The organism is Paenibacillus sp. BT-177 (genome assembly GCF_025846815.2).
In the GTDB taxonomy this organism is placed as follows: domain Bacteria; phylum Bacillota; class Bacilli; order Paenibacillales; family Paenibacillaceae; genus Paenibacillus; species Paenibacillus polymyxa_C.
The window spans coordinates 306,729-323,661 of record NZ_JAOYTP010000001.1; the positions used below are offsets into that span (position 1 = coordinate 306,729).

General features: G+C 47.3%; 18 protein-coding genes. All 18 read right to left on the bottom strand.

Annotation, left to right across the window (positions count from 1 at the left end; all coding sequences use genetic code 11):
- Positions 1–15: 15 nt before the first annotated feature.
- The 18 genes from hisC to OIU26_RS01605 all read right to left on the bottom strand — a co-directional run bounded on the left by hisC (position 16) and on the right by OIU26_RS01605 (position 16,841).
- On the bottom strand, positions 16–1,119 hold the full coding sequence (hisC, locus tag OIU26_RS01520; protein WP_165082355.1) for a histidinol-phosphate transaminase: 1,104 nt from the start codon (positions 1,117–1,119) through the stop codon (positions 16–18).
- A gap of 56 nt (positions 1,120–1,175) precedes the next feature.
- Positions 1,176–1,982 (bottom strand): tryptophan synthase subunit alpha, encoded by an 807-nt coding sequence (trpA, locus tag OIU26_RS01525; RefSeq protein WP_064962986.1) that lies wholly within the window; start codon positions 1,980–1,982, stop codon positions 1,176–1,178.
- Positions 1,979–3,175: a tryptophan synthase subunit beta gene (trpB, locus tag OIU26_RS01530; protein WP_264215769.1), complete on the bottom strand. Its 1,197-nt coding sequence runs from the start codon at positions 3,173–3,175 to the stop codon at positions 1,979–1,981. The genes trpA and trpB overlap by 4 nt, the downstream gene beginning before the upstream one ends.
- On the bottom strand, positions 3,172–3,858 hold the full coding sequence (locus tag OIU26_RS01535; protein WP_264215770.1) for a phosphoribosylanthranilate isomerase: 687 nt from the start codon (positions 3,856–3,858) through the stop codon (positions 3,172–3,174). Before OIU26_RS01535 ends, trpB begins: the two co-directional genes overlap by 4 nt.
- A complete protein-coding gene (trpC, locus tag OIU26_RS01540) occupies positions 3,855–4,649 on the bottom strand; it encodes an indole-3-glycerol phosphate synthase TrpC (protein WP_264215771.1) in 795 nt (264 codons plus the stop codon). The genes OIU26_RS01535 and trpC overlap by 4 nt, the downstream gene beginning before the upstream one ends.
- Positions 4,639–5,685 (bottom strand): anthranilate phosphoribosyltransferase, encoded by a 1,047-nt coding sequence (gene trpD / locus OIU26_RS01545; protein WP_264215772.1) that lies wholly within the window; start codon positions 5,683–5,685, stop codon positions 4,639–4,641. Before trpD ends, trpC begins: the two co-directional genes overlap by 11 nt.
- 34 nt (positions 5,686–5,719) lie before the next feature.
- The gene (trpE, locus tag OIU26_RS01550; protein ID WP_264215773.1) at positions 5,720–7,270 is read right to left on the bottom strand and encodes an anthranilate synthase component I; all 1,551 of its coding nucleotides are present in this window, start codon (positions 7,268–7,270) and stop codon (positions 5,720–5,722) included.
- A 385-nt stretch (positions 7,271–7,655) separates the two neighbouring features.
- Positions 7,656–8,030: a chorismate mutase gene (gene aroH, locus OIU26_RS01555; RefSeq protein ID WP_013371670.1), complete on the bottom strand. Its 375-nt coding sequence runs from the start codon at positions 8,028–8,030 to the stop codon at positions 7,656–7,658.
- Between the two features lie 2 nt (positions 8,031–8,032).
- A complete protein-coding gene (gene aroB / locus OIU26_RS01560) occupies positions 8,033–9,127 on the bottom strand; it encodes a 3-dehydroquinate synthase (protein ID WP_264215774.1) in 1,095 nt (364 codons plus the stop codon).
- 1 nt (position 9,128) lies between these two features.
- A complete protein-coding gene (gene aroC, locus OIU26_RS01565) occupies positions 9,129–10,298 on the bottom strand; it encodes a chorismate synthase (RefSeq protein ID WP_019687864.1) in 1,170 nt (389 codons plus the stop codon).
- A gap of 232 nt (positions 10,299–10,530) precedes the next feature.
- Positions 10,531–11,331, bottom strand: a complete 801-nt coding sequence (locus OIU26_RS01570; protein WP_264216249.1) for a CheR family methyltransferase — start codon at positions 11,329–11,331, stop codon at positions 10,531–10,533.
- Positions 11,332–11,361: 30 nt separating this feature from the next.
- The gene (gene ndk / locus OIU26_RS01575) at positions 11,362–11,805 is read right to left on the bottom strand and encodes a nucleoside-diphosphate kinase (RefSeq protein ID WP_025675656.1); all 444 of its coding nucleotides are present in this window, start codon (positions 11,803–11,805) and stop codon (positions 11,362–11,364) included.
- Positions 11,806–11,915: 110 nt separating this feature from the next.
- A complete protein-coding gene (locus tag OIU26_RS01580; RefSeq protein WP_025675655.1) occupies positions 11,916–12,890 on the bottom strand; it encodes a polyprenyl synthetase family protein in 975 nt (324 codons plus the stop codon).
- Complete coding sequence (locus OIU26_RS01585) at positions 12,887–13,753, bottom strand: menaquinone biosynthesis protein (protein WP_264215775.1); 867 nt, start codon at positions 13,751–13,753, stop codon at positions 12,887–12,889. Before OIU26_RS01585 ends, OIU26_RS01580 begins: the two co-directional genes overlap by 4 nt.
- Positions 13,710–14,369, bottom strand: coding sequence for a flavin prenyltransferase UbiX (locus tag OIU26_RS01590; RefSeq protein WP_264215776.1), 660 nt, complete (start codon positions 14,367–14,369; stop codon positions 13,710–13,712). Before OIU26_RS01590 ends, OIU26_RS01585 begins: the two co-directional genes overlap by 44 nt.
- Positions 14,369–15,241, bottom strand: a complete 873-nt coding sequence (locus OIU26_RS01595; protein WP_013371678.1) for a UbiA-like polyprenyltransferase — start codon at positions 15,239–15,241, stop codon at positions 14,369–14,371. Before OIU26_RS01595 ends, OIU26_RS01590 begins: the two co-directional genes overlap by 1 nt.
- On the bottom strand, positions 15,234–15,962 hold the full coding sequence (locus OIU26_RS01600; RefSeq protein WP_013371679.1) for a demethylmenaquinone methyltransferase: 729 nt from the start codon (positions 15,960–15,962) through the stop codon (positions 15,234–15,236). The genes OIU26_RS01595 and OIU26_RS01600 overlap by 8 nt, the downstream gene beginning before the upstream one ends.
- Positions 15,963–15,971: 9 nt before the next feature.
- Complete coding sequence (locus OIU26_RS01605; RefSeq protein ID WP_264215777.1) at positions 15,972–16,841, bottom strand: heptaprenyl diphosphate synthase component 1; 870 nt, start codon at positions 16,839–16,841, stop codon at positions 15,972–15,974.
- Positions 16,842–16,933: the final 92 nt, after the last annotated feature.

A 16,933-nucleotide genomic window follows, 5' to 3' on the forward strand; every position in this document is an offset into this window, starting at 1 on the left:
TCCCATCTGCGGAAATTATAGGCGTACTTTCGCCGCTTCCGCCCCTAGGACCTGTTCCAGCGCGCGAATAAACAACTCATTTTGCGGCTGTGATCCAACCGACACCCTAATATAAGTCGGATATTTGTGATGACCTGCGCGAATGATCACACCTTTACGAAGCAACTCCTGAAATACCTCACCGGATGGACGACGTACATCGAGCATAATAAAATTACCATGTGCCGGGAAAGACTCCAGCCCCAGACGTTTCAACTCATTTTGCAAATAAGCTCTACCCTCTGCATTACGATCTCGGCATTCCTGAACAAATTCCTGATCTGCCAAGGCAGCAATGGCCGCGGCCTGTGCTACCCGTGAGGTATTAAATGGTTCACGAACCTGATTGATCAAGCGAATAGTTGACTCGGCTCCCATACCATATCCGATACGTAGCGAAGCCAGACCATAGATTTTGGAGAAGGTACGTAGTACAACCAAATTTTCATAAGCTGACAACAAGCGAATGCCGTCTGGATACGAACGATCTATCACAAACTCAGCGTAGGCTTCATCCAGCACCACCATGATATGCTTGGGTACTTGGTTCAGAAACGCTATCAACTCGGCTTCGGGTACAATCGTTCCTGTTGGGTTATTTGGATTACAGATCCAAATAATTTTTGTACGGTCATTGATATGAGATAGCATGGCATCCAAATCATGTACACCGTCACGCAAAGGCACCTCAACTGCAACTGCTCCCTCAATTTCCACGTTACTTTTATATACGGAAAATGTCTGATCAGCCATGATGCTTTCTTCCCCTGGAAGGAGAAATGCACGCGTAATCAACGCAATAATTTCGTCAGAGCCACAGCCATAGATAAACTGTTCTTCTTTTAAACCCGTCCGTTTAGCTAGTGCTTGTGTCAGAGCAACTGCACTTCCGTCAGGATACACACTGATGTTAGCAAACTCCTGCTGAATGGCCTGCAACACTTTAGGAGAACTGCCATACGGATTCTCGTTTGAGGCGAGCTTGATTACTTCATCGAGTCCCAGCTCACGTTTCACATCCTCAATCGGTTTACCGGGCTGATATACTGGCAAATGTACAATATGCGGTTTAGGTTGCATGCCCCTACCTCCTCTATCCAATCAGAACTATATTTAAAATTTCTATTTTGACCCTATTACTGCTTTAATTGTGCCACAAAATCACGAATTTGCAAAAGCCCTTCTTCTCTGCGTGCAGAATCCTCCAGCAATGGAATGGCTTCCTCCACCTGGCGCACAATGGCGCTGCCAACCACAACTCCATCGCAAATGTCTGAAAACCGGACAACCTGCTCACGATTTGAAATACCAAAGCCTATCGCCACCGGAACACTGGTATGCCGTTTGACCTGCGCGATAAAGCCCTCTATACCTTCAAAAAAAGAAGCTCTTTCTCCGGTTACACCCAGCGAAGATACACAGTATACAAATCCACGAGCCTGACGGGCAATTCGTTCGATACGCTGTTCAGACGTTGGGGCTACCAGCGGGATCAGATGCACACCCACCTCTGCTGCACGTCCTCCCAACTCTTCTGCTTCTTCAAGTGGAAGATCCGGAATAATAAGACCACTGATACCGTGCTCCTGCAAGCCAGCAAAGAAAGCATCCATTCCCATCTGCAATACAGGATTATAATATGTGAACAGAATAAAAGGCAGGTTTGAACCTGCCGCTCTAGCCAGAGACGCGGTCTCCATACAGGTGCGGATCGAAATTTGCCGTTTCAATGCACGTTCAGACGCACGCTGAATCACAGGACCGTCAGCCAACGGATCCGAATAAGGTACGCCTAGTTCCAATATATCGGCTCCGGCCGACTCTAACTGCCGAATGATCTCTATCGTAGTATCTACGTCCGGGTCGCCTACCGTCAAAAAAGGAATTAATGCCGTTTTGCCTTCATTTTTAAGGCGTTCAAACGCCTGATCAATTAAATTCATGACGGATTTCCCCCTAAATACTTGATGATGGAGTCCACATCTTTATCCCCGCGCCCAGACAAACAAATAACGATAATATCATCTGCGGTCAATGTAGGTGCCAGCTTGGCGACCTGTGCAACGGCATGCGCCGACTCTAATGCAGGAAGTATTCCTTCGGTACGGCAAAGGAGCTGAAGTGCATCTAGTGCTTCCTGATCGGTAATCGGAACATATTTGGCCCGCTCAATATCTTTTAGGTATGAATGCTCCGGTCCAACACCTGGATAATCCAGTCCAGCCGAGATGGAATGCGCAGGCTGCACTTGTCCGTACTCATCCTGAAGCAGATAACTCATAGAGCCTTGGAAGACCCCTTGTGTTCCCTTGCTCATGGTAGCTGCATGGAATTCCGTCTCGACGCCTTTTCCAGCAGCCTCCACGCCAATCAAAGTGACACCCTGATCCTCTATAAAAGGATAAAACATGCCGATAGCATTGCTTCCACCACCGATCGCTGCCACGACTACATCCGGAAGTCTACCTTCCTTCTCCAAGATCTGACGGCGTGTTTCATCGCCTATCACACGTTGGAAGTCCCGCACCATCATCGGATACGGATGTGGGCCGACAGCCGAACCCAAAATATAGAACGTATCATGGACGTGGCTCACCCAATAACGCAAAGCTTCATTCCCGGCATCCTTCAGTGTACGTGTACCGGATGTCACCGGAATCACTTCTGCACCCAAAAGCTGCATCCGAAATACATTTAACTGCTGACGAACTGTATCCTCTTCCCCCATAAACACCTTGCATTCCAATCCGAGCAATGCAGCCACAGTAGCCGTCGCAACACCATGCTGCCCAGCACCTGTTTCGGCAATAACCTTCTGCTTACCCATACGCTTCGCCAGCAATCCCTGGGCCAATGCATTATTAATTTTATGGGCGCCAGTATGGTTTAAATCTTCGCGCTTCAAGTAAATTTTAGCCCCGCCCAGATGTTGACTCAGTCGCTCCGCATGATAAAGCGGCGTTTCTCGACCCGAATAGTCTTTTAGAAGTCCATTCAACTCTGCTTTAAATTCAGGATCATCCGCATACTTTCGGTAGGATTCCTCCAATTCAATCAGTGCGTTCATCAACGTTTCCGGTACATAACGTCCGCCAAAAGTTCCAAAACGTCCGTTGTTATCAGGTAATTGTGTCATGCCTGTTTCACCCTTTCTACGAATGCTGTGATTTTTGCAATGTCCTTGACTCCGTTCGTCTCTACACCGCTGGACACATCCAGCCCTTCGGGATGATACTCGTTAATCAGCTTTTCTGCGTTATCGGCAGTTAGTCCCCCGGCTACAAACAAAGGAATTCCATGTTGATGAGTCCAAGCCTGATAGGCAGGAATCCGATCCCACGCAAACGTTTTTCCAGAACCGCCACCATACAGGGGATCGTATGTATCCAGCAGTAAAGCATCGATCGTTCCGACATAAGCCTCCAATTCGTCCGCTCGGTATTCGATCTTCCCCTTCACGGTCTGCCCTTGGCTATCCACAGACCAGGCCTTGAATACTTGTATGCCAAAACGTTCCTTAAGCTCCCGACAACGCTGCGGACTCTCCTGTCCATGCAGCTGGATGACATCCAATAGTGCTTTCTCCATCACATCGTTTAACAGTGCGTCACTAGGGTTCACAAATACGCCCACGCTACGAGGTCTGCTGCCTGGAGTCCATTCATCCAATACGCGAAGCAACTCTCCAGCATGTGCGCCGTCAATCCGGCGCTTGCTGTCAGCAAACACAAAGCCTATATAATCGACCGGTAAGTTTACCATAGATTTTAGCACTTCAACGCTTTGAAGTCCACAAATTTTTACGCCCGTTTTGTTCATGCTTTAACCCCGTCCATCAATTCGGCTACAGCCTGTCCTACATCTTCCTTACGCATCAAATGCTCCCCTACCAGAATGCCGTGCGCACCTACCGAATGCAGATACTTCACATCTTCCGGTCCTGCAATGCCGCTTTCGCTGATGAATGTAACCCCTTTAGGGATCAGTGAGATCAGCTCCTCTGTCGTCTGGAGACGGGTCTCAAATGTCCGAAGATTACGATTGTTCACACCAATTAAGGTTGCTGTCCCCAGATCCAGCACTGTTTTAAGTTCCTCACTGTCATGCACCTCTACCAATGCATCCAGCCCAAGATCCTTGGCGATTTGTAAGAATGACCCTAATACATGGGGTTCCAAGATAGCCGCAATCAACAGTACCGCATCTGCTCCTAACAGACGAGCTTCATATATTTGCCGTTCATCAATGATAAAATCCTTTCGCAGCAGCGGAATTTTTACCTGATCGCGAATTTGCTGTAAATATTCAGGACTTCCCTGAAAATACGTCACATCTGTCAGTACAGAAATGCAATCGGCTTCTGCCCCCTCATATGCACGTGCGATATCCACCGGATGAAAATCAGGTCGAATCAACCCTTTTGACGGGGAAGCTTTCTTCACTTCAGCAATCAGCCCGAGCGGACGGTTGCGTCCGCTGGCGAGCGCATTTTCGAATCCTCTCGTCACAGGTAAATCCGCAATTAAGCGTTCGGCTTTATTAATTTGAAAATGCTGCTTCAGCTGCTCCACTTCTTGTTGCTTCGTCACCACGATTTTATCAAGATACATATTGATATTCCCCCGTTGCCTGTATTAATTGATCCAGCTTGGAAAGTGCCAGTCCGGAGTCAATGGCTTCTGCTGCTCGCGCTACTCCGTCTGTCAAGGTAGCTGCTGCGCCTGAGACATAAATACATGCTCCTGCGTTCGCTAACACAACATCACGATAGGCTCCATGCTCTCCGTTCAAAATTCGTCGTATGATATCTGCGTTAACCTGTGCATCGCCGCCTAACACCTGATCTAGAGAATGTGTCTGCAAGCCCAGATCGGACGGATGAAGCTCGAACGTGTGAACCTTGCCGTCCTTGAGCTCAGATACTCGCGTCGCAGCCGAAATACTAATTTCATCTAGTCCATCCAAACTGCTGACAACCATGGCTCGTTTGGAGCCGAGCTGGTTCAATACCTCGGCAATCACTTCCGTTTTGCTGGCATCATAAATGCCCAACAGCTGTCGATCCGCACCAGCCGGATTCGTCAATGGACCGAGCATATTGAATACTGTCCGCACACCTAGCTCGCGACGCGGCGCTGCGGCATGCTTCATAGACGGATGATACAGCTGTGCGAATAAAAAGCAAATGCCAATGCGGTCCAGACACGATCGCGCCTGATCACTTGTCAAATGAATGTTGACCCCGAGTGCCTCCAGGACATCAGCGCTTCCGGCACGGCCACTTGCAGAACGGTTGCCATGCTTTGCTACCCGTACGGAAACCGAAGCCGCGATAATAGCAGATATCGTGGAAATATTAAACTTGTGAATACCCGAACCCCCGGTGCCGCATGTATCCAGTAGACGACTGTTCCCTTCTCCAGCTTGCACTGGACTAGCGTAATTGCGCATTGCTTCGGCAAAACCGGTGATTTCATCTACCGTCTCTCCCTTGAGGCGAAGAGCCGTCAGGAGCCCGCCGATTTGCGCCTGTGTAGCACTCCCACTCATAATCTGTTCCATCACGCTACGGGCCTCCGTACGTGAAAGATGCTGTCCCTCAATGATCCGGCTTAACCCTACTTGCATCATGTCATGTCGTTCCATTGTCGTCTCCTCCTCAGAATCAGATTTTGGTGTGTTACGGAGTGTACAAATAATCTTGGTTGATGACGCTGTTGTAAGGCTGTGTCGTTGCTGGGAACATCGCTTCCGCCGTGCGGATTGCTTTCAGCAGTGCCTTTGCTTTGTTCACCGTCTCCTGATACTCGCTTTCCGGTATCGAGTCCCACACAATCCCAGCCCCTGCTTGGACATAGGCCCGGTTCTTTTTAAACACAATTGTGCGAATCGTAATGCAAGCATCCATATTGCCTGAGAAGCCCAAATATCCTATTGCTCCTGCATAGGTTCCGCGTGCTTCCCGTTCTAGCTCGGCAATAATCTCCATGGCCCGTAGCTTTGGAGCTCCTGATACGGTGCCGGCAGGCAGGCAAGACAGGAAAGCATCGAAGAAATCTTTGTCCTCACGCAGCTCACCCGACACATTCGATACAATGTGCATCACGTGGGAATAGCGTTCAATCTCCATGAACGTATCACATTTTACGGTGCCAAACTGGGATACACGGCCCAGATCATTTCTTCCCAAATCGACCAGCATCAGATGCTCTGCACGTTCTTTTTCATCCTTCAACAATTCTTCAGCAAGTGCCGCATCTTCTGTTTCCGTTACACCACGCGGTCTCGTTCCTGCAATCGGCCGGGTCTCTACGCGGCCGTTTTCCACCTTGACGAGTGCCTCCGGCGAAGTGCCTACGATGATCTCGTCATCCATTTTCAAATAATACATATATGGCGACGGGTTCATCGTGCGCAGCACGCGGTATACCTGTAGTGGAGAGGCCTCTGTATCAATGTGAAAACGCTGGGACAGTACAACCTGAAAAATATCACCTGAGCGGATATACTCCTTTGCCTGCTCCACGTTTGATATAAACTGTTCCTTCGTCACATTGGATTGAATCTCACCCAGTTCCACATCATCAGGAATGGAAGCTGATCCTAATCGCTCCGGTGGGGGCTGCTTGCGCAGATACTGCGCCGTGTTCTCCAACTTGCGTTCCACATCTGCATAAGCAGCACGTATGTCCTCCTCGCGAAACCCTTCACCTATATGAACATTGCCAACCAGCAAGATTTGCTGTTTCACATGATCAAAGACAATGACTTGATCACAGAACATAAAGCGAATATCATCCATATTCAAATCATCTACTGAGTGCTCTGGCAGTTTTTCGTAGTATTGAAGCAGGTCATATCCAAAAAATCCGATAGCCCCGCCTGTAAATGGAGGCATTTCTTTCAGTTTCGGACTACGGTATTTACGAAGCAATGCTTTGAGCGCTTCAATCGGCTTGTCGCTTAATATTTGCCGTTTACCGTGTTGTTCCAAAATCAATCGACCTTTTTTACCTGAGACCATTAGAAATGGGTCTGTTCCGATGAAGGAATGTCGCGCCCACTGCTCGCCTCCCTCTACACTCTCCAGCAGAAAGGCACGGTCCCGCTCAGCATACCGACGGAATATCCGAATCGGCGTCTCCATATCAGCCAGCACTTTTTTGTACACAGGAATCAGGTTAAATTCATTCGCCATCGCTATCACTTGCTCCACATGCGGCGTTAACATGAGATCACTTCCTTTCCAAATTGGCGCAGAACCCAATGGAGAGAATAAAAAAGCCTCTACCCGTAAGGTAGAGGCTGTCAGTTATTGAAATTATAAGAATGCTCCATATGTAAAATGATTACAGCAAATAGACAAAAGCATATACTCATCCCTTTGCATAACCACGCAGGTTACCTCAAATAAGCTTCTCTTTAGAAGAAGGTCTCTTCATGGACAAAAGCTTACCCGCTACCGCCGGTCTCTGTAATCTCATATGGAATTGGCTAAGGCTACACTCTTCTCATCTCAACTCTGCTCTGGCTAACTCTACTCTACTCAACTCTGCTACACACACTATATCTCATAGAATGTTACTTTGGCAACCATCAACTTCAAAAACGGGCGATTATTTCCCTTGCGAAGCCAGATCCGGTCTTAACATCTGTGCTCCGTTCAAATATACATGCTTCATTTCACGCTGAGATTTATCGGTATTCACCTGTACCATTAAACGGATGCACTTGGGCAAGCTACCAGCCACAGGAATTTCTAATGCACACATGAGTGGAACCATATCCCAGCCGTCAAGCTGACGGATGGCCATGGCTGGAAAGGCAGCATCCAGGTCATGGGTCACCGTTATCCATACATTACTAATATCGTCTGGCTGAATTTCATTGTAGGATACAATTTCCTCCAGCAGTTGGCTTGTTGCTTCCAAAATTTCGTTTGCTTCATTATTCGCCACGGTCGTCGCGCCACGAATTCCACGATTGTACATCGTTACGCCTCCTCTTTTAACTGTTCAATGACTTCCCGGATGTAAGAGACGGAAATATCCTTCACAACCTCCACACGCCCAATACTGCGTGGGACAACGAAAGTAATGCTGCCTTCCTTGAACTTTTTGTCATGCATCATCGCTTCAAGCAGTCGATCTGTATCGAGATGTGATGGAAGAGAAGTCGGTAAGCGCAGCGAAGACAGCATCTCCTTCGTTTCGTTTACCAAAGAAGGATCTGCCCCCAGCTTCACACCCAGAAGTGCGGAGCCGACCATACCAATAGAAATGGCTTCCCCGTGTAAAAACTCACCATATCCCGCAATCGCTTCAATCGCATGACCAATCGTATGACCTAAGTTTAGAATAGCGCGCAAATCGTTTTCTCGTTCATCGCGCGACACGACTTCGGCTTTAATGGAACATCCCTTTTCCAGTCCATACTCCAGTGTCGCCGCATCCAGTGCGAGCAAATCCGTCGCTTGCTCACGGCACCACTGAGCGAAATCGGCATCCCAGATCAAGCCATGCTTGATCATTTCAGCTAGTCCCGCAGATACCTCGCGAGGAGGTAATGTTGACAACGTATCTACGTCATACAGTACGAGTTCCGGTTGGTGGAAAGCTCCTATCATATTTTTTGCCAAAGGATGATTGATGCCGACCTTACCGCCCACGCTGCTGTCATGGGCAAGGATTGTAGTTGGAACCTGTACGAACTTAATTCCTCTCATAAAAGATGCCGCCACAAATCCAGCCAAATCACCCACCACACCACCACCAAGAGCGATAACGGCTGAATTCCGATCCAGGCCGCCCTCAATGGCTGCTGTTATAACCTGCTCAAATACAGCAAGCGACTTGGATGTTTCACCTGGTTTAACGACAAATGATACCGTTTTGTATCCCGACTCCTGAAGATTGCTCTCCAATGCTGCCAGGTAAAATCCCGCTACATTTTCGTCTGAAACAATCAATAATGGGCTTTTTTGTGCAATTCCTCGTTCCTTCAACGACTCTCCGGCCTGATGCAACAATCCACGTCCAATATGAATAGGATAAGAACGTTCGCCAAGCTGTACCGTCAGCGTACTCATCTTAGTACTGCTCCAATTGTTGTTCATAGGATGCAATATTCGCGCGGATTTCTTCAATTGAATCCCCGCCGAATTTCTCTAGTAAAGCTTTGGCTATCTCCCAAGCTACCACATGCTCCATGACTACGCTTGCCGCTGGTACCGCACATGCATCCGAACGCTCAACCTGTGCAGTGAACGCTTCCTTCGTATCAATGTCGACGCTTTGCAACGGCTTATAGAGTGTAGGGATTGGCTTCATTACGCCACGAACCACCACAGGCATTCCGTTGGTCATGCCACCCTCAAAACCACCCAAACGATTCGTACGACGATGATACCCACGTTCCTCATCATACAGAATCTCATCATGCACCTGTGAACCGCGTAATTCTCCTGCTTCAAACCCGATGCCGATTTCCACACCTTTAAATGCATTGATCGACATGACTCCTTGTGCGATACGCGCATCCAGCTTCCGATCATACTGTACATGACTGCCTAGACCAATCGGAACACCTTCCACGATACATTCCACTACCCCACCGACGGAGTCACCTTCTTGCTTGATCAGGTCAATATATGCTTCCATTTTCTTCTCCGTTTCCGGATCGGTTACTCTCACCGAAGAAGCTTCTGTTACAGCAATCAGTTCATCAATCGGCAAATCGCGATAAGGAGCTTCGATTTCACCAATACGGATAACCTGACCTGCCACCTTGATTCCGAACTCAGCCAACAATTGACGAGCCAAACCGCCACATGCCACACGAATTGCTGTTTCACGTGCACTGGAGCGTTCCAACACGTTACGAAGATCCTTCAGGTTGTATTTCATTCCGCCATTCAAATCCGCATGGCCCGGACGTGGCCGATGAACCCGACGCTTCTCTTCATCACTGCCTTCAATAGGCTCAATATTCATAATATTCTGCCAGTGCTTCCAATCATTATTTTCCACAACTAGCGCAATTGGTGCACCTGTGGTATATCCGTGACGTACGCCACCGGCAATCTTCGCCGTATCTTTTTCAATCTGCATACGCCGCCCCCGTCCATATCCTTTCTGACGACGGTGCAACTGAAAATTCAATTCCTCAAAATCCAATTTTAAATTACTCGGCATACCCTCTACAATGGCAGTTAGCTGGGGACCATGCGTTTCCCCCGCGGTTAAATAACGTAAACTCATGACGCGTTCCCCCTTTAAACTGTTAAACTGTGCATCGCTAAAATCTTTAACTGTGCTTCATTATAGTATACGCACCTTTCTTTGACAAGAAAAGCCACGTGTGAGGCAGATAAACAAAAAAACACGTCCTTCAGCCAGAAGAGCTAAAGGACGTGCGCTGTTGATAAGCCAGCCATCCATTACTTAAGGATACAAATAAGTTCCTACGAAACGATGGATGATATGTACAGGCTTATGCTTTTTTGCGATAAAAAAAGGTTTCAGTCGATTCCAGCCCGTATTGGTTAGGAGAAAAGATTTGCTCGGTACTGCCGACAAATAGAACACCGCCGGGACGAAGGCTGGCAGCAAACTTTTGATATAACGCATGTTTGGCCTCTTCTGTAAAATAAATCATAACATTTCGACAGATAATGAGATCATACCCATCATCAAATCGATCCAGCAGCAAGTTTTGCTTTTGAAATTTCACAGCCTGTTTTAAACGGTCATCAATCCGATACATGGCACCATCTGGTTTAAAATATTTGCTAGCTACCTGCTCAGGCACATCCTTGAGCGAACGCTCCAAATATTTACCTTCCTTGGCTTTAGCCAATGCGCCATCATCAATATCGGAAGCTGTAATGGAGCAATTCCCCAAAATTCCTTTACCGTCGAGAACCATTGCTAGGCTATAAGGCTCTTCACCAGTCGAGCAGGCCGCACTCCACAGCTTAAGCTTCTGCTTTCCCACAAGCAACTGTGGCAAAATGATATCCCGCAGCACTTCCCAACGATTAGGATTTCGCCAAAACTCGGAAACATTGATCGTCATACGATCCAGAAATTCATAGAATAGAGGTTTTTCCTTCATCATGGCATCATAAAAAGAAACAAAACTGGGAAACCCGTTTTTGTTGCGAAGCGTCGTTAACCGCCTTTTCATCTGTGCTTCTTTGTATTGTGCAAGATCAATACCTGTGCTGTCTTTGATTTTGCGGATAAACGCTGTGTAATCGGAGTCCGTCTGACCCAGTTCCAGATCTGTCATGCTACCATCCTTCTTCATACGTAATTAAACTTACACCCAGGTCGCTACCGTTTTTTCATACCGAACTAATTCTTCCGGTGTGAAAAAATTTGCAATCTCGCGCTCTGCGCTCTCCGGTGAATCTGAACCATGAATGAGGTTAAACGGTGTATGTGCAGCAAAGTCTCCACGAATGGTGCCCGGAAGAGCTTCGGTTACTTGTGTTTTACCAATCAGCAAGCGGGAAAGCGTAACAATGTTATCCCCTTCCCAAACCATGGCAAATACAGGACCTGATGTGATAAAGCCTACAAGCTCTTCAAAAAAAGGCTTGCCCACATGCTCCGCATAATGCCGTTCTGCTTGTTCTCTAGATACCTGCACAAGCTTGCCAGCCGCCATTTTGAAGCCCTTGTCTTCCAAACGACTGACAATACGTCCCATCAGTCCGCGTTGTACACCATCCGGTTTAACCATCAAAAACGTACGATCCATCGGCTCACTCCCAATCCAATCTAATGTATTTATACAGTACTAATCTGTATTGTAACAGAAAGTTTGGAAACGGTTAAAGTATTTTGTCACAGCAAACCTAAAATACAACTTTAGTAGGAGCGGCGTGTTACAAAATGAGCAATATCGCGCAGCGTCTTTTTTGTTTTGACATCTGGTAGTAAGTCCAGCGCGTTCAGCGCTTTATTAATATATCGGTCGGCGAGAATTTCAGCTTTAGTGATTCCTTCACTTTTTTTGATCATATCCACCGCTTTACGGGCGTCTCCTTGCCCGTCCCCATCCTGAATTCGCCGGATTTCAGCCAGCAGATCATCCCGCAGTTCGGGTTGTTCAAGCGCATAAATGACCGGAAGAGTAATATTGCCCTGTCTCATATCGCTGCCTGGTGGCTTGCCGATCTTTTTTTCTGTTCCACACAGATCAAGCAAATCATCCTGAATTTGAAAAGCCATACCTACGTTATAGCCATAGGTGTACAACAGAGAGTTGACTCTTTCCCGTGCTCCTGCAGCCATAGCTCCCAATTGGCAACTAACTGCAATCAACAAAGCCGTTTTGCGCCGTATGCGCAGCAAATAATTGCGCACACTCTGATCCACATTAAAAAAATCACGTATTTGTTCCATTTCACCAATCGACATCTGTACCAACGCCTTAGACAGCACCCGGTGAATATCGGGATTCGGCAGTCCAGCAGCAATAGATAGTGCTCGTGCATATATGTAGTCTCCGGTGTACATAGCCACCCGATTGTCCCATTTGGACTTCACGGTGGGTTGGCCGCGTCTCATTTCCGCATCGTCAATCACGTCGTCGTGAACGAGAGAGGCAGAATGAATCAGTTCCAGAGGTACCGCTATGCGCTTGAGCTTGTCCAGATCATATTCTCCAAACTTGCCTCCCAGCAATACAAACACGGGACGCAATCGCTTGCCCCCTGCTTTAAGCAGATGAAGCGACGTATCATTAATCAACGGCTCCCTACTGTCAATGCTGCGGTACAGCTCTTCTTCTATGAAGTTCATATCCTTTTTTAATAAACCGAACAAATCCAATCGTTTCATTCTTTCACCCGTGTCAGCGTATTGTCACTCCAGAGAAGCGGCTTCACTCGTCGGTCAAGCAGCCCCAGTTCATATGCATACTGAAAATAAAGCTCTAAACCTTGTTGTTGCTTCTCTCCAAAATCATAACACAGATTCGTAAAGTAGCGCTCCCAATAATCTTCCGAACCTCCAATTTCCTTGCAAGCTTCAGAAATAACAGGTGCCAGGTCAGACAGACTACGCTGCTTGCTTACGCGGAACGCACTCGCAATTTCAGCCACCGCAGCGGGATTCTGAGCAGCAACAGCACGTCGAACTGCCCATACAGCAAATGTCATGCTGTAGCCCGTCCAGCGTTTCCACTCTTCCCCGAGGTCGGTTACATACAGGCCTTCACTTCGCCAGGACGCCTTGATCGCGTGATCTCCAATCAGCAACCCTGCATCTGCCTGTTCCAGCATCAAATCAAGATCTGGTTCACAGTCAAAGTAAGTAGGCTGGCCTTCCCATGCCTTTTGCATCAAAATTTTCAACAAGTTTACCGATGTAGCTGAAGTATTCGTCAGTGCAATGGTGCCATTAATGATTTCGTTTAGCGGCTTGCGTGAAAATAGTAAAATGGATTGGACAGGACCGTCTGCACTAACGGATAAATCCGGCAACAGCAGCATTTCCTCAGCACCTGATGCATACGCAAAGGAGGACATCGCACTCATATCCAAACTCCCAGTCAGCATGCCTCGATTCAATTCAGCCGGAACTTTGGAAACCATCTCCGCCGAATGGAGAAGCTCTGAAGGATTAAAGTAATGAAAAATAGGCCAAGCGTTTGTATATTTAATTTTTCCGATTGTGATTGTCTTGGTGTCCGGTATCGGCATCGGAATCCCCCCATCTCGTAAACAGTTGATGTTCTATACGCAAGCTGTCTAATACTTTGCCTACGAGGAACAGTACAATATCATCCAGCGTCTTTGGATGAAAATAAAAAGCTGGCATGGCCGGAATCATTTTGACGCCGAGTCTCGCAAGCTTAAGCATATTTTCCAGATGAATAGCATGCAATGGTGTCTCACGAGGCACAAGGATCAGCGGACGACTCTCCTTCATCATCACATCTGCTGCACGTGCCATGAGATTATCAGACGAACCGTGCGCTACCGCTGACAACGTCCCCATCGAGCATGGCATGATAATCATGGCATCGACCAAATAAGAGCCACTTGCAATAGAAGCTCCAATATCTGTAAAGGGATGGTATACAAGAGAACCGGGACGGTCTCCGAATTGTTCATTCAAAGCTCCTTCCCGGTCAGTCACATTCCAGCCCAGCTCCTCTTTCAATACCCGCCAGCCAGCATTAGAAACAATCAGGTGAACTGTATACTGCAAGTCCAGCAGTGTCTCTACCAGTCGTACACCATAAATGCTTCCGCTCGCACCTGTAATGCCAATAACGATTCGTTTGCCTTGATGGTTGCTCACCTGATTATTCATTAGTATTGACGCACCACCAAATCAATCAGTGTAAAAGCAAATACGACAATGCTAAGTACACCGTTCATCGTAAAGAATGCCGTCTGCAAGCGACTTAGATCTTTTGGAGAAACGATATAGTGCTCATAAAATAAAATAATGTATGAAATAATCATGCCCGCCAGATACCACCAGCTCAAATCTGCAATAAAGAACAGCACAATAAATCCGATCGCCGTAATGACATGGAACACCCGGGCGATGTTCAGAGCACCTGCTACACCAAAACGGGCAGGAATAGAATAAACCCCTTCACTCTGGTCAAAATCAATATCTTGACAAGCATAAATAACATCAAATCCAGCGGTCCAAAATGCAATCGTGAGATAAAGTACGATAGCTGTCAAATCCATTTGTCCCGTTACTGCAACCCATGCGCCTAGTGGTGCCAAACCAATGGTCAAACCGAGTACAATATGGCACAGCCAAGTAAAACGCTTGGTGTAAGAGTAAAAAACAAGCATAAAAAAGGCCAGCGGGAACAGCTTGAACGCCAGCGGACTTAACTTGAATGAGGCCCAGAATAACAACAACAAGCTAACGATGATGAAAATTACCACTTCGCTCGATTTGAGCAGCCCTGCCGGGATGGCGCGTCCTGCTGTACGCGGATTTTTCCCGTCAATTACACGGTCAATCATACGATTGAAGCCGAAGGCTGCGCTACGCGCGCCAACCATAGCCAGCAAAATCCAACCGATCTGCGGCCATGAGGGAAGGTTGTCCGTCACGACAACTGACCCCAATACAGCCCCCATAAATGCAAATGGGAGCGCAAATAAGGTATGTTCAATTTTAATCATTTCCAAAAAAATAGCAATTTTCTTAAACATGCAGACTCTCCTTGATTCCAATATGCAATGCCGCAATGCCTCCGGTGAGAGAATGAGCCTGAACATCCTTTAATCCGACTTCACGAAAGATGTCAGCCAGTTCATCCCTTCCTGGAAAAAGCGCCAACGAATCAGGGAGCCATTTGTACTGCTCATAACGTTTGGCGAACAATTTGCCGAGCATGGGCAAGATGTGTTGAAAATATGCGTAGTAAATTCCCTTGAACGGCTGCCAAGTAGGTTTGGACAACTCCAGACATACGACCTGCCCACCAGGCTTAACGACTCGTTGCATTTCCTGCAACACGCGGCGCAGATCAGGCACGTTGCGAAGACCGAAACCAATCGTCGCATAATCAAATGAATTGTCTTCAAAAGGTAGATCCATCGCGTTGCCTTGAACAAGCTTGATTTGCTTTTCACGGGATTCTGATGTAATCTTTCGCTCGCCAACATTTAGCATGTTCTGGCTAAAATCCAGTCCTACGATGTGACCACTTTCACTTGCACGCGCCATCGCAAGCGTCCAGTCACATGTCCCACAACAAAGATCGATTGCCGTATCGCCGCGATGCATGTCCATCTTTTTCATTGTAAATTTCCGCCAAGCCTTATGTCTGCGAAAGCTCAGTATATCGTTCATCAAATCGTATTTACCGGCTATACTTTCAAACACGCCATGAACGAATTGCTCTTTCGGCTTGGTGTCGCTTGATCCCATGACGTTCACCTAACCTTCCCTCACAACCGGGTGCGAACTATGTAGCAGCTTTAGGAAAGGCTCAAGCATGCATTCAAATTCCTCAATCCCCGTGTTTTGTTCATCTGACAGGGTCTGCCGGATGTGTGTAACAGCCGTGCGAAGCTTGTCCAGTATCGCATCCTCGGCTTTGTATTTCAGCACAAGCTTACGCCAAACTTCTGTTTCAGTACCACCCTCTGAAAGCAGCGCCTGCTCATGCTGGTCTCCGTTACCGTAAATATGCCAGAACATATATCCGAAACGGGACTTGTCTGGTTCTGCCCGCTTCCCCCATTCCTCCACCAGCGTATCACAGAGAGCGAATTCGTTAAGAAGCTGCTTCCAGACTTCCTGATCCTGTTCTGCAATAAGTGAAGTCAATGATAAAAAAAGCTCCTGTTTGAAGCAAACCATCTGAGATAAATACTGAGCAGCATCCAAACGAAAATGCTTCATCTCCCAGTACAAGCTCATTTTCCCTGCGTTCACTTCACATACAGCATCACTCAGCTTCGAAATGGCCTCGATTCGGCCTGCCAGTGCAAGTAGCTGATAAAAACGGCTGCTGAAGTAGTCACCGGCTAACACTTTCAGCTGTCTGGAACGCATCTCTTCCGGGCTTCGTATACCGGATAAAGTATCAATCATATCATGCGTATCCAGTCCCATCTGCACAAGTGATGTAACCAAAGCGTACAGTTCATCCTCACTGGCATGCAGCCCCTGCGCATTCCGGTTCAAAAACTCAAACAGCAAACGGGTACGGCTGTCAGGAAAAGCCGGCATTTCCGTATGTTGTTGAATCATGTCGTATTCCACATATTTCCTTGCTAATTGAGGTACGCGATACGGTTTCATCCTAAGCCTCCGAGCCATGACTTTCTGGTATACTCAAATAATTGCAATGCCTTATATTATATCACAATTTAAAATGATTCGCGACTAAAGTA